Genomic DNA, 13091 nt, shown 5'->3' with positions numbered 1-13091 from the left:
AAGCGTTTTTTAATTGTCTGCAAGGAATATGTTTGAGTAATGGGACGTTTACTCGATTTAAGTGCAGGGCTATATCGATACTTTCGTATTATCTGACAAGACCCGTCTAGCCCCATAATAACGTTTATTCCAGTAGTTATCAGTCAGTTTGGAAACCATAACGCCGCTACTGGTGGAAGCATGTACAAATTGGTTATTACCGATATAGATACCGACATGGCGCATATGGGCACCTGTCTTGAACAACACCAAATCTCCAGCGCGCAATTTAGAACGGCTGACTGTTTGGCCAATGTTTTGCTGTTCTAGTGTGGAGCGGGGAAGTGCCATGCCAAATTGATCATGAAAAGTTCGCTGAACAAAAGCGGAGCAATCAATGCCGCGCTTTGTGTTTCCACCGAGGCGATAGGCAACACCTTTCCAGTCTGCATATTGATCAAGCAGTTTAGACTTTATATCCAGACTCTTAACCAAAGTTTCAAATTCATCCTGAGATGGTTGCAGTAAGAAATGCTTTTGGGAATTTACTGCATGCGTCTCAGTTTGTTTATTATGAAGCTTAGAATCTGGTGAACTACAGGCGGTTAGTGTTACTGCTACTAAAATTGCGGGAATGAGCCGCAATATATATCTCAGTATTGGTTGAGATGTGACCATTGTATTGTTTTTCCCTTGCAGTCCTTAATGTGATTTTCACCACCATATAAAAACACTTAACGGTTTAAAGCGTAGTCAGAAGACGGTGAATTAACAAATTTTCTGTCCCTAAAGTGTGCGAAGCAACACATTTTATTATTATCTTTACAAAGTGTATTATTTTAATAAAAAGGACGGGTGAAAGAGTACTGAAATCATTAGTGAAAAGCGAGAGACAATAGAGAGTCTTTACAAAAAATTAGATTAGGAACTAAGAGCTTAGAATGGCTTGCTGGTATTTCATCCTGATTTGATAAATTTTTTGTAATATTGGGGAGATAACTGACATCTCCCCAATATTATTCCCTTAATTGCCCCGCCCGATGTGAGGCAATTTGTCATCCAGCCATTTTGCCATGATGTCACTAAGTGGTGTCAGCAGTACCCAGCTCATTCCTATGAGCGTCAAAGACAGGGAGCCTACGGCAACATCTGTAAACCAGTGAGCGCCGGCCATGATTCGTGGCAAGGCGAAAGCGATCATAATCAACAGAGCAACAAAAAATGCACCGCGGGAAATATAACGCAGAATAAAGCTGCTGAAAATCAGTAGCATTAATCCATGATCGCCGGGAAAGCTATCTTTGGATGCATCTTTTGTATGCCAAGTTGTCATTTCGTTTATGCGGTTAACATTTTCAAAAGTTAACGTCGGGCTTGGGCGACTGACTGGGATTTGATGGCCGATCTGATTAATGATAACAGCCGAAATAAGCATCACCAGGCCAATCATGAATAGCCGACGCTTGCCCGCGTAATCTTGTTTACGAAACGCACTGTAATACAGTAATCCCATGAACAACAGTGAAATGACATCAAACGCCCTGACATTCGCGATAGCAACAAATAGGGCAAATTTTGAGTCTGGCAGTAGTTTTTCATTGAAAAAATAAAAGATGGCGGAATCAATATGAAACCAAAAGCCGTGATTCTCAGGCAGATACCATGAGAGAAACAGGGTGATACCAAGGATATTGAGCACAAGTATGGCTAGTGGGTGACTGCGGGTCATGGGTTACCTATTTAACGCAAAAATGGATTTTGGTAGTCAAATTAACTGAAATGGCACTATAACAAAATTTAGTAGAAAGCGTAATAACCTGAGGGGAGCATGGTTAAGGTGTGGTTATATCAGCATATTTATACATTTTATTAATGAGTTCGCTCATTGTTAATATGGAAATGATTTTGCGATATCGAAAAAATAGCTAAATCCTCATGCCAGTAACGAAAATATATATTTGGTGTAATATAGATGCTTGACTATTATTAAATAACTGCGAGTTAACTCCCTCATATCTTAATTTATTAGAACATTATTTCGAATTTAAGATAATGTAAATAAAAAGTATAAAGAATTTGTTTTATTTTCCGTTATATCGTTATATAGATAGCAGAGCGTTACACCATTATCTGGTTTTCAAATTAGCGCGGGGCTAAATTGAAAAAGATAATAATACCAATTGTGGAGGTTGAATGCTTATGTTACGAAAAATGACGACTTTTTTATTTATGTCTTTATATTATCCTGCCATGGCGTATTCTTCGCCAACTTCAAGTTCTGGACTTGTTCACTTTCATGGTGCGATTGTTGATCCCCCATGCCAATTTAATTGGGATGAAGAGCATACTGAAACGGTTTGTTGGTATAATGGCAAGTCATTAAATCAAAGTAAAACTATAAAATATCAAGTGGATAGCAAGTCCCCCTTATCTCTCCAAAAGCATATAGGAACAGAAGAAATAAAATGGGTAGGAGAAAATAAAAGGTTAGGCTTAATTACTATTACTTATCACTAAATATTTTATAAATAGCGTCTTATTATTTTGATTTTTATATTTAAGATAAATCAGTATGAAATATGGTTTTTGCAATTTAGTTCAGTGATGATTTTTCATAACAGTTTTGTAAACTATTTAATAAAATTATTGTTGTTATTTTTCTGACTTAAATTCACTTTTGATTTTTATCAATAAAAGATGTTGACGTCGTATTTTTTTCACATGAAATAGTTATGATGGAGATGAGGGGATAAAAGGTAACTGAGTTTTAGTTAATGGAAAAACGAAAGTGAGGTGACCATGCAGAACTATCTTAAATTAGTAATTAGTTGTTTATTACTCTCATGGCTTTCTTATGGATATGCTGAATCTACAGGAGGAATAATTCAGTTTTCAGGTGCGATTGTTGATCCAGGATGTCAAGTTGTCGTATCAAACACCCAGGCCAATATCTCTTGCTATCGATTAGGACAAAACTTTACCGTTAAGCAAGTTATTTCAACGCATAAAACAACAGGCAATGTCATGCTTCCTGGCAATATTGGTGTTTCCAGTGTGAAGTGGACTGATGCCCAAAAACGAGTGGCAGTCGTTAATGTGGATTATTTCTAACTTAATAGGCGATGAGTTGCTCTTTTCGTCAAGTTATTTTGTTAGCTAAAAGAGCAGCTCATATTTAAGAATCCAGAATTAATCACAGCGACCCATATAGCGACGTTCTGCTATATGAATGCGGACTTTTTCGCCAGAACTCAGGTACTCAGGTACTTGAATCGTCAGCCCTGTAGCCATTTTAGCGGGTTTAGTACGAGCACTGGCAGATGCGCCCTTAATGCCCGGTGATGTTTCTTCAATTACCATATCAACCGTTTGTGGCAATTCGAGAGCCAACAATTGGCCTTCCATTGTCAATACTTGCATTCCAGGTAATCCTTCCTCTGGAATGAACAGCAATTCTTCTTCAATTTGTTCTTTCTTGAAGTGATAAGGGGTGAAATCTTCGTCATCCATGAAGATATATTCATCACCGTCAATATAAGAAAAACTCACTGCACGGCGAGTCAATGTGATGGTTTCAAGGATATCATCACCTTTGAAACGCTCTTCAACTTTTTGACCAGTACGAATATCCGTGAAACGCATTTTATACAAAGTGCTGGCACCACGTGCACTGGGAGATTGAATATCGATGTCTTTAACGAGCAATAATTTTCCATTGTGGCTGACAGCAGCGCCGCGTTTAATTTCATTGGCTTTAGCCATAGATACCTTCCATAAGAACAAGGAAATTGTGGAATGAATATTCGAGTGGCGACAAAATTACTCGCAGTCGTCCTTTTAGGCAAGAAATGAATAGATGCCCCGATAAAAATATCGGGGCCGGAGGGAATATTAACGGTAAGTTGGCAGCAGATTAAACAACGAGAGAATATGCGTTACAGCGTTTATCAAGCCAAACAGAATAATGAACCCGATTAAAAAGCTACCGCCCGGTGCACGGTAGCTGGATAAAGGGTAGCGCTTACGGCTGGCTCGAACCATTAATGCCGGAACAATAACTGCCCAAATTGTTGCTGCCAATCCTGCGAAACCGATCGCATATAAAAATCCGTTCGGAAAGATCAATGCGAGAATGGTAGGAGGAACAAAAGTAATCAGCGCTGTTTTTAAGCGGCCTTGGCGGCTATCGTCGAATTTAAAGAAGTCAGCCAGGTAGTCAAACAATCCGAGTGAAACTCCCAAAAATGAACTTGCTAATGCCATATATGAGAAAGTATTCAACAATTGGGTCACAGTTTTACTGCTGGATGCCATATTCATTTGTTGCAGCAAGTTACCGATGTTACCCCCATCAGCAATGATTTGCTTGAAGGCTTCTCGGGGAATATTGCCCTGAATCACATACTGCCACAAGATGTAAATGGTCAATGTTAACAATGTGCCATATAACAAGCTGCGCGCAACGGCCCGACTGTCTTTATTATAATATTTGACCAAGCCTGGAACGTTTCCGTGATAGCCAAATGAAGTCAGCAAATAAGGCAGCGCAACCAGAGCATAGGGTAAATAGCTCATCTCGGTACTGGCATGGTCGAATAAAATGGCAGTTTTGACATCAACAAACATTCCGCCAACAGACATGGCAAAGGTAATTACCATACCGCCGATCAATATGGTACTTAAACGGTCTACTGCTTTAGTGGATAACCAGACGATAAAGGCAACAACAAAAGCGAAAATCAGACCCGCCACCGGCTGTGTTATTGGAATGCTGTCTTGAATATTGTGGAAAATAATTGAACTTCCGGCAGAAACATACGCATAGGTCAGGATGTATAAAACGAAAGTGACAGATAATCCATTAATAGCACTCCAGCCATTACCTAATAAATCTTTCGTAATGGTATGGAAACTGGAGCCTGCGGGATAATTCAGGTTAGCTTCTAAAATCATCAAGCCGGAGAAGTAAAGGCAAACACAGGTATATACCAGCAAAATTATCGATCCTGTGAACCACACACCTGAAGTAACAATAGGGATGGAAAACATACCTGCACCGACAGCGGTACCGGCAATGATCATCGCACCACCAAAGATGGAGGGGCGTTTAGAATTTTGCGTTACTTCAATAGCCATGTGGGCTCCCTGATGAATGATGTTACCTTGTACTAGCGCAACGATACATTAATGAATAATGAGTGTAAATAGATATTTATGAGAAGAAAACGAAATGGAGGTTGTTGTATTTGCCTTACAACGGGGACGAGGGGGTTATCAGCTAAATAACCTCCCTTTATTTTTAATTCAATTTTTCAAGTGGTTAACTTTTTTGGGGTTTCAGGCCGGCTATTTATCGAGTAATAATGATGTTACCCAATTGAATAAAATTGAGAGTTTTTCCACAGTTTGATTGCATTGCGACTGGCTTCAAAATGGGGTTCAGGGAGATGTTCAGGATTGCACCAAATCAATTGCTCACATTTTTCAGGCTCCATTAATTGAGGTTCTCCACCGCAGTATTGAGCCAATAAGCAAACTGAAACGGTATGCTTCCCTTCCTCACGGTAAGTTTCAAGGTTATTGCAGATGCCATAAACTTTCGGGTCTTGGATGGTTAAACCAATTTCTTCCTTAATTTCACGAATCGCGCATTCTTCAAATGATTCACCGGGATCAACATGGCCGCCAAAGATAGACCAATAAGGTGCATGTTGGCTGGTTCGTTTTCCCAATAAGATTTCACCGTTATCATTAACGATAATGACACCAACTCCGACTACAACAGACACAGATACATTCCTCCAGCGAATGGTAACGGCGTATTTGGATGCAGGACGGTTATTTTATTGGTCATCACTACAGTTGTCATCGTTATCTTTGCTCTCGCTATTTGCACTGAAGAAGTTTTAATTTTTTTCGCAGAATATTCTTACTTTTAGATCGTGGTAACACAATGATCAATCAAGTAGTAATTTTAACTGAAACGATTCAATTTTGATGTTATAAATAACAGATAAATCTTAATTTTACTTATGACTGTTTATTCAGGAGAGACCGGGCAAAATGAGCCGTCGAGTTGCCACCATTACCTTAAATCCAGCTTATGATCTAGTTGGCTTGTGCCCAGATATTGTCAAGGGAAGCGTTAACCGTGTACAGACGGCAGGACTCCATGCTGCCGGTAAAGGAAATAACGTCGCGAAGGTTTTACGTGATTTAGGCATTGATGTCACGGTCAGTGGATTTTTGGGACGGGAAAATCAGGAAGGGTTTCAACAGTTTTTCAGCGAAAATAATATGATAAATCGTTTCCATTTAGTTTCGGGACGAACGCGCATCAATGTGAAACTGACAGAAAAACATGGTGAAGTGACGGATTTTAACTTTTCTGGTTTTCATGTGACAGAAGAAGAGTGGGAGCAGTTTGTTAATGATTCCCTCATGTGGATAGATCAGTTCGATATGGTTGTAGTCAGCGGAAGCTTGGCTGAAGGGATCAAGCCAGAACGATTTGCAGACTGGATGATGCAGCTGCGGCAACGTTGCCCGTGTATTATTTTCGACAGCAGCCGCGAAGCCCTTGTTGCCGGTCTTGAGGCATCACCTTGGCTGGTAAAGCCCAATCACCATGAATTAGAAATTTGGGCAGGCAAACCGTTGCCAGATTTGGACAGCATCATTGATGTGGCTCATGAATTGCGTGATAAAGGAATAGCCCATGTCGTCATTTCATTGGGGGAACAAGGGGCATTATGGGTTAATGCCTCCGGCGCATGGTTGGCAAAACCACCACATTGTGAAGTGGTCAGCACTGTTGGGGCAGGGGACTCCATGGTCGGTGGCTTGGTTTACGGTTTACTGATGCGTGAATCCAGCGAATATACATTGCGTCTGGCTACCGCGGTTTCTGCACTTACGGTCAGCCAGCCGGATGTTGGGATTAGAAGCAGAATTGAATTGGCATCAATGATGTCAAAGATAGAACTAACTTCGCTCAGGTGATTAGACTTGCTGGGATTTTAGCCAGGCAATTTCTTGATCCCAGATATCTGGATTGATCGTTTCAAGAACCAAGGGAATATTATTGAAGCGATCATCTTTCATGATATAACTGAAAGGCGTTTTACCGATGTTACCTTCGCCAAGGCTATGATGCCGGTCGACGCGACTGGAGAATTCACTCTTGGCATCGTTCAGGTGCATGGCTTTGAGATAGTTAAATCCCACAATTTGATCAAATGCCTTGAAGGTTTCCTCACAATCCTTTTCCGTGCGCAAGTCGTAACCGGCTGCAAAAGCGTGACAGGTATCAATACAGACACCGACACGGGTTTTATCTTCAACACCATCAATAATTGCGGCGAGCTGTTCAAATTTGAAACCGAGGTTGGTTCCTTGGCCGGCGGTGTTCTCAATGACTGCTGTAACGCCTTGTGTTTTATCCAGCGTGATATTGATGGACTCAGCGATATGGGCGAGGCATTTATCTATGTCAATTTTATTGAGATGACTGCCTGGATGAAAATTCAATAAATCAATGCCCAATTGTTCACAACGTTGCATCTCATCAAGAAAAGCTGCGCGGGACTTTTCCAAGGCTTCTGTTTCAGGATGACCTAGATTGATCAGATAGCTGTCATGGGGAAGAATTTGTCGGCTACCATAGCCATAACGCTCACAGTTTGCTTTAAATTTATCAATGACATCAGATGATAACGGTGGTGCGTGCCATTGACGTTGATTTTTAGTGAATAAGGCAAATGCCGTTGCGTTTAATTCATGAGCACGGATCACCGCTTGATCAACACCGCCCGCCGCGCTCACATGGGCTCCAACAAATTTCATATTTTTTCTCCTATTTTCTCTTATTATGGCATTGTTCATCCGGTTGATAAAATCCTGTCATAACCAGCTAGTTTAGCTAAACGTGAAATTTACCTAGTTCAATAAATGCTGAATGCCTTGATTAACTATCAATCCTCCGACCATCAACCAAATAAAAACTATGAGCGCCAACAGAATGGGTTTTACACCTGCCTGACGGATGGCACTGATATGAGTGGTCAAACCGAGGGCAACCATTGCCATGGCTAACATTATGGTATCAGCGGCAATGATAAATTCGACCAAGAAGTCGGGCAGAAAATGAAAAGAGTTAAAACCTGCGGCGATAATGAAGAAGACTGCAAACCAGGGAATGGAGATTGGGGAGTTTTGGGGAGAATCAGAGGTATTTTTCGCCTTTAAGCTGCGGCTGACATAGCCAGAAAGAAGCAACAAAAAGGGAGCCAGCATCATAACGCGGATCATTTTGCTAATTACCGCTGCATTTTCAGCCTCATTTCCTACCGTATGCCCAATGGCGACGACCTGAGCGACTTCGTGAACCGTTGAGCCAGCAAAAATACCAAAGGTTTCTTGCGAGAAGTTAATCCATTGATAATGAGCCATTAGCTGGTAAAACCATGGGTAGATAAAAATGGCGAGTGTGCCAAAAATCACAACGGTAGAGACAGCAACAGTGACTTTACTGGCAGATGATTTGACAACGGGCTCTGTTGCCATAACCGCGGCGGCTCCGCAAATACTGCTTCCTGCACCAATCAGCAATACAGTTTGGTTATCCAGCCGAAACAAATTGCGGCCAAGCCACACGGTAATAAAGAAAGTTGAAGAAAGCATGATGATATCAATCAGGATCCCAGTTGTGCCAATATCCGTGATTTGTTGAAATGTTAACCTGAATCCATAAAGAATAATGCCTGCCCGCAACAAATAATGCTTGGAAAAATGAATGCCATGATCACAAGAAGATTTTAAGTAAGGATACAGCGTATTGCCGACAAGCATCCCCAATAGAATGGCAAGCGTCAGGGTGCCTAGCCCTAGATTAATAAACCATGAAATATTGCCGATATAGGTAGCGAGGGCTGTCAGCACCATTGTCAATAATAATCCAGGAACTAACTTTAATACGGTATGTTGGTAGGGTTTTGTGAATCCCCTCAGTTGATTTTCAGACATTGCAATGACCTATGCTTATATGTTTTAGGAATAAGCATATAGAATATTTTCAAATCAATAAAATTGATAAAATCTATATAACTAACCAGTAAAGCAAATTAGCTAAGGTGATTTTTGTTAAGTTGCATAATACTGTCTAAAATCAAGACTATCTTCCTTCTAACTTATTTTGCGTCCCGTGAGGCCATATGCGTATCACTCTGAGACAACTGGAAATATTTACAGAAGTTCTAAAAAGTGGTTCAACGACACAGGCTTCTCAGCAGTTAGCGTTATCACAATCTGCGGTGAGTGCGTCGCTGACAGATCTCGAAGGGCAATTGGGTGTGCAGCTGTTTGACAGGGTAGGTAAACGGCTGGTGACCAATGAACATGGGCGTCTGCTTTATCCCAAGGCATTGGCATTGCTTGAACAGGTAGGCGAAGTGGAGCAACTTTTCAAACTGGAATTAGGAGCATTGCGGCTGGCGGCCAGCAGTACTATTGGTAACTATATGCTGCCTGAAATGCTGGCGAAATATCGTCAGGATTATCCTGATACGCCTTTGGAATTGAATATCAGCAATACTGAAGATGTCATAAGGGCAGTGGTGGAATTTCGGGTTGATTTAGGGCTGATTGAAGGTCTGTGTCATGATCCTGAAGTTATCGCACAGCCCTGGATGAAAGACGAGCTGGTCATCTTTTCTTCACCTGAAAATCCATTATTGAAGCGTGAGATTACTGTGGAGGATTTGATTAGCGCTCCTTGGATATTGCGGGAAAAGGGTTCCGGAACAAGGGAAGTGCTTGATCATCTGCTGTTTTCACAGATGCCGAGATTCAATATTGCTATGGAATTGGGAAATTCGGAAGCCATTAAACATGCAGTTCAGTATGGAATGGGGATCAGTTGCCTTTCGCGCCGGGTTATCCAAGAGCAGTTGAAAAATGGCACATTAACCGAACTGATAATTCCCGGGCTTCATCTGAAACGTACTCTGTATCTGATTTACCATCGCCAAAAACACATGTCCAATGCGTTACAAAAATTATTAAGTTATTGTAATTAATTATTAGAATCTAATCGTGCAGCTAATAATTAGCTGTGGATTATGAAGGTATCTTATAACCAAGCATTCGTTACTATTCTAGGGACAAGGATTTGTTACAATCCCACATTATAGTTATTCAATAATATAGGAATAGAATGTCTCAAGAACAAGGTACGTCGCGAGGTCAAAGTACGTCACGAGATCAAAGTACGTCACAGGATAAAAGTACGCAAGCTCCAACAACTTTGCGCCGTGAATTAAAAGCTCGTCACATGGCAATGATTGCCATTGGTGGTTCAATTGGAACAGGGCTGTTTGTTGCATCTGGTGCAACAATTTCTCAGGCTGGCCCCGGAGGCGCTTTGCTTTCTTATGCGTTAATTGGCCTCATGGTCTATTTCTTGATGACCAGCTTGGGCGAATTAGCAGCATACATGCCAGTTTCAGGATCATTTTCAACCTATGGTTCTAAGTACGTTGATGAAGGTTTCGGTTTCGCATTGGGATGGAACTACTGGTACAACTGGGCAGTCACGATTGCGGTTGACCTCGTAGCGGCACAATTGGTCATGGGATATTGGTTCAATGATGTTCCTGGCTGGGTATGGAGTGCGCTATTCCTTGGTTTGATTTTCTTGTTGAATTACATTTCCGTCAAAGGCTTTGGTGAAGCGGAATATTGGTTTTCCTTGATCAAAGTTTCTACGGTAATTGTCTTCATTATTGTCGGTATTCTGATGATTGTCGGCATTATGAAAGGCGCTGAAAGTGCAGGCTGGCATAACTGGGAAATTGCCGATGCTCCCTTCGCAGGCGGTTTCTCTGCCATGATTGGGGTGGCAATGATTGTCGGTTTCTCCTTCCAGGGAACAGAGCTGATTGGCATTACTGCGGGGGAATCTAAAGATCCAGCAAAAAATATCCCACGTGCAGTGCGTAAGGTGTTTTGGCGCATCCTATTATTCTATGTGTTTGCCATTTTAATTATCAGTCTGATCATTCCTTATACTGATCCTAGCTTATTGCGTAATGACGTAAAGGATATCAGTGTCAGCCCGTTTACACTGGTATTTGAAAATGCCGGATTGTTGTCAGCCGCAGCTCTTATGAATGCAGTTATATTGACGGCTGTATTGTCGGCGGGCAATTCTGGAATGTATGCCTCAACGCGTATGCTATTCACATTGGCAAGAGAAGGTAAGGCACCGAAGATCTTTGGTCACTTGTCGAAAGGTGGGGTGCCGCGCAATGCACTTTACGCGACGACGGTGGTTGCTGGGTTATGCTTCTTTAGTTCTATGTTTGGCAACCAAACGGTATATCTGTGGTTATTGAATACTTCAGGAATGACCGGGTTTATTGCATGGTTGGGTATTGCAATCAGCCACTACCGTTTCCGCAAAGGTTACGTAGCGCAAGGCTTGGATCTAAATAGCCTGCCATATCGTTCAGGCTTTTTCCCAATCGGGCCGATTTTTGCCTTTGTGTTATGTTTAACCATCACGCTGGGTCAGAATTATCAGGCATTTTTGCAAGATACTATTGATTGGTATGGTGTGATCGCCACTTACATTGGCATTCCATTATTCCTGCTTATCTGGTTTGGTTACAAGTTGAAAAAGAAAACCCGTTTTATTAAATATAATGAGATGGAATTTCCGGCATTTAACTATTCTGATAAAAGCTAACTTGTTAATAGAACTCAGATAAATTGCTATTTATTGATTAACATATTATTGTATTTTCTTTGCAAGAAACTGCCGATTCTGTGATGGAATTGGCAGTTTTTATTTTTCATAGGGTTAGCTGGGGAAGTTGAACGGTAAATTTCGGTTATACCGCTCCAATCGCATTGATAAGTATTCTTATTTGCTTTATTGTTAACAGCAAAATTGTGTCATGAAGAGGCTAACTAAAGTGAAGTTTGCATTTCGAGCAGTCGTGAAAAGTATGAGTATCAGTCTAATGGCAGGCTCTGCCATGGTAGCAAGTTTTGCATCCTGGGCTGAAACAGTCACTGATGTTGCTGGACGTACTATTGAGGTACCAAAGAAAGTTGATCGTATCTTGCTAGGTGAAGGCCGTCTGTTCCATTCGGTTGCATTGTTGGAAGGGGACAAACCACTGGCTCGTATCGCCGGATGGCAAGGTGATTTCCGTAAATTGGATCCACAAACTTACTCTGTCTACAAAGCAAAATTCCCTGAAATCGATAACATTCCTCTGATTGGTAACACAAGTGCTGAAAGTGTCAGCTCTGAAAAAGTACTAACACTCAATCCTGATATCGCTATTTTTGGTTTGTCTGGTCATGGGCCAGGGAAAAACAGCGAACTGGTGAAGCAATTGGAAAAAGCGGGCGTGCCTGTTGTTTTTGTCGATTTCCGCAACGATCCTTTGAAAAATACATTACCAAGTATTCGTATGCTGGGTAAGGTCTTGCATCGCGAAGAACAAGCCAATGCCTATGCTGATTTTTATGAAAAAAACCAGAAATTAGTCACTGATATTACTGACCGTATAGCAGAGGCTCAGAAGCCTTCAGTGTTTATTGAACTAAGAGCCGGTTCAAGCGAAGATTGCTGCGGTACAGCAGGCAACGGCAATATGGGTGATTTCATTGACCTGGCCGGAGGCAAAAACATTGCCAAAGCCGTGTTACCAGCTCCGTTGGGAACCATGAATCTGGAAAAAGTGATTGCTGAAGATCCTTATATTTATATCGCAAGCGGTGCACAAGATCCGGGTGAAAAAGGTGTTGGGATCCAGATGGGGGCTAAGACTTCCGCGGATATAGCCCGTGCTGGCCTGAAAACTATTACTGAACGTAAAGGCATCAATAACCTAACTGCGGTGAAAGAAGGGCGTAGCCACGCGATTTGGCATCATTATTACAACTCGCCTTATAACGTTGTCGTTACGCAAGTTTTTGCTAAATGGTTCTACCCTGAAAAATTTGCAGATTTAGATCCACAACAAACATTGAAAGAACTCCACAGTAAATTCTTGGCTGTTGAACCAGCAGGTACGTATTGGGTCAGTGAAAAATAAGCA

General features: G+C 41.4%; 13 protein-coding genes. 6 read left to right on the top strand and 7 right to left on the bottom strand.

Annotation, left to right across the window (positions count from 1 at the left end):
* Positions 1 to 69: 69 nt before the first annotated feature.
* Both mepS and BM100_RS15045 read right to left on the bottom strand, forming a co-directional pair.
* A complete protein-coding gene (mepS, locus tag BM100_RS15050) occupies positions 70 to 657 on the bottom strand; it encodes a bifunctional murein DD-endopeptidase/murein LD-carboxypeptidase (RefSeq protein ID WP_092512368.1) in 588 nt (195 codons plus the stop codon).
* A 346-nt stretch (positions 658 to 1003) separates the two neighbouring features.
* Positions 1004 to 1708, bottom strand: a complete 705-nt coding sequence (locus BM100_RS15045) for a phosphatase PAP2 family protein (RefSeq protein ID WP_092512366.1) — start codon at positions 1706 to 1708, stop codon at positions 1004 to 1006.
* 464 nt (positions 1709 to 2172) lie between these two features.
* On the opposite strand from BM100_RS15045, the gene BM100_RS15040 reads away from it, so the two are divergent.
* A complete protein-coding gene (locus tag BM100_RS15040) occupies positions 2173 to 2496 on the top strand; it encodes a type 1 fimbrial protein (protein WP_244590537.1) in 324 nt (107 codons plus the stop codon).
* A 282-nt stretch (positions 2497 to 2778) separates the two neighbouring features.
* Positions 2779 to 3090, top strand: coding sequence for a hypothetical protein (locus tag BM100_RS15035; protein WP_092512364.1), 312 nt, complete (start codon positions 2779 to 2781; stop codon positions 3088 to 3090).
* A 78-nt stretch (positions 3091 to 3168) separates the two neighbouring features.
* On the opposite strand, the gene yeiP is transcribed toward BM100_RS15035, so the two are convergent.
* The 3 genes from yeiP to BM100_RS15020 form a co-directional block, all read right to left on the bottom strand.
* Positions 3169 to 3741, bottom strand: coding sequence for an elongation factor P-like protein YeiP (gene yeiP / locus BM100_RS15030; RefSeq protein ID WP_092512362.1), 573 nt, complete (start codon positions 3739 to 3741; stop codon positions 3169 to 3171).
* 129 nt (positions 3742 to 3870) lie between these two features.
* Positions 3871 to 5115, bottom strand: coding sequence for a tryptophan permease (mtr, locus tag BM100_RS15025; RefSeq protein ID WP_092512360.1), 1245 nt, complete (start codon positions 5113 to 5115; stop codon positions 3871 to 3873).
* Positions 5116 to 5348: 233 nt separating this feature from the next.
* A complete protein-coding gene (locus tag BM100_RS15020; RefSeq protein WP_092512358.1) occupies positions 5349 to 5768 on the bottom strand; it encodes a nucleotide triphosphate diphosphatase NUDT15 in 420 nt (139 codons plus the stop codon).
* A gap of 274 nt (positions 5769 to 6042) precedes the next feature.
* Between BM100_RS15020 and fruK the strand changes: the two genes are divergently transcribed.
* Positions 6043 to 6981: a 1-phosphofructokinase gene (fruK, locus tag BM100_RS15015; protein WP_092512356.1), complete on the top strand. Its 939-nt coding sequence runs from the start codon at positions 6043 to 6045 to the stop codon at positions 6979 to 6981.
* Here the strand turns inward: fruK and nfo are convergent, their stop codons facing one another.
* Positions 6982 to 7824, bottom strand: coding sequence for a deoxyribonuclease IV (gene nfo, locus BM100_RS15010; protein ID WP_092512354.1), 843 nt, complete (start codon positions 7822 to 7824; stop codon positions 6982 to 6984). It lies immediately after the preceding gene.
* Between the two features lie 93 nt (positions 7825 to 7917).
* Positions 7918 to 9003, bottom strand: a complete 1086-nt coding sequence (locus tag BM100_RS15005; RefSeq protein ID WP_092512352.1) for a YeiH family protein — start codon at positions 9001 to 9003, stop codon at positions 7918 to 7920.
* Between the two features lie 188 nt (positions 9004 to 9191).
* On the opposite strand from BM100_RS15005, the gene yieE reads away from it, so the two are divergent.
* The 3 genes from yieE (at position 9192) to BM100_RS14990 (ending at position 13088) form a co-directional block, all read left to right on the top strand.
* Positions 9192 to 10055, top strand: a complete 864-nt coding sequence (gene yieE / locus BM100_RS15000; RefSeq protein ID WP_092512350.1) for a DNA-binding transcriptional regulator YeiE — start codon at positions 9192 to 9194, stop codon at positions 10053 to 10055.
* A 137-nt stretch (positions 10056 to 10192) separates the two neighbouring features.
* The gene (locus BM100_RS14995; RefSeq protein WP_092512348.1) at positions 10193 to 11725 is read left to right on the top strand and encodes an amino acid permease; all 1533 of its coding nucleotides are present in this window, start codon (positions 10193 to 10195) and stop codon (positions 11723 to 11725) included.
* 262 nt (positions 11726 to 11987) lie between these two features.
* On the top strand, positions 11988 to 13088 hold the full coding sequence (locus BM100_RS14990) for an ABC transporter substrate-binding protein (protein ID WP_274539924.1): 1101 nt from the start codon (positions 11988 to 11990) through the stop codon (positions 13086 to 13088).
* The last annotated feature ends 3 nt before the right edge of the window (positions 13089 to 13091 follow it).

Source organism: Xenorhabdus mauleonii (genome assembly GCF_900113945.1).
Classification (GTDB): domain Bacteria; phylum Pseudomonadota; class Gammaproteobacteria; order Enterobacterales; family Enterobacteriaceae; genus Xenorhabdus; species Xenorhabdus mauleonii.
This window is presented reverse-complemented; position numbering and strand designations above follow the sequence as displayed.

Excerpts from the sequence above, each read along its gene's own strand:
- BM100_RS15035 (WP_092512364.1), top strand. The coding sequence starts at position 2,779 with ATGCAGAACTATCTTAAATTAGTAATTAGTTGTTTATTACTCTCATGG.
- yeiP (WP_092512362.1), bottom strand. The coding sequence starts at position 3,741 with ATGGCTAAAGCCAATGAAATTAAACGCGGCGCTGCTGTCAGCCACAAT.
- BM100_RS15040 (WP_244590537.1), top strand. The coding sequence starts at position 2,173 with ATGCTTATGTTACGAAAAATGACGACTTTTTTATTTATGTCTTTATAT.
- mepS (WP_092512368.1), bottom strand. The coding sequence starts at position 657 with ATGGTCACATCTCAACCAATACTGAGATATATATTGCGGCTCATTCCC.
- BM100_RS14990 (WP_274539924.1), top strand. The coding sequence starts at position 11,988 with ATGAGTATCAGTCTAATGGCAGGCTCTGCCATGGTAGCAAGTTTTGCA.
- BM100_RS14995 (WP_092512348.1), top strand. The coding sequence starts at position 10,193 with ATGTCTCAAGAACAAGGTACGTCGCGAGGTCAAAGTACGTCACGAGAT.
- BM100_RS15005 (WP_092512352.1), bottom strand. The coding sequence starts at position 9,003 with ATGTCTGAAAATCAACTGAGGGGATTCACAAAACCCTACCAACATACC.
- yieE (WP_092512350.1), top strand. The coding sequence starts at position 9,192 with ATGCGTATCACTCTGAGACAACTGGAAATATTTACAGAAGTTCTAAAA.
- mtr (WP_092512360.1), bottom strand. The coding sequence starts at position 5,115 with ATGGCTATTGAAGTAACGCAAAATTCTAAACGCCCCTCCATCTTTGGT.
- nfo (WP_092512354.1), bottom strand. The coding sequence starts at position 7,824 with ATGAAATTTGTTGGAGCCCATGTGAGCGCGGCGGGCGGTGTTGATCAA.
- BM100_RS15045 (WP_092512366.1), bottom strand. The coding sequence starts at position 1,708 with ATGACCCGCAGTCACCCACTAGCCATACTTGTGCTCAATATCCTTGGT.
- fruK (WP_092512356.1), top strand. The coding sequence starts at position 6,043 with ATGAGCCGTCGAGTTGCCACCATTACCTTAAATCCAGCTTATGATCTA.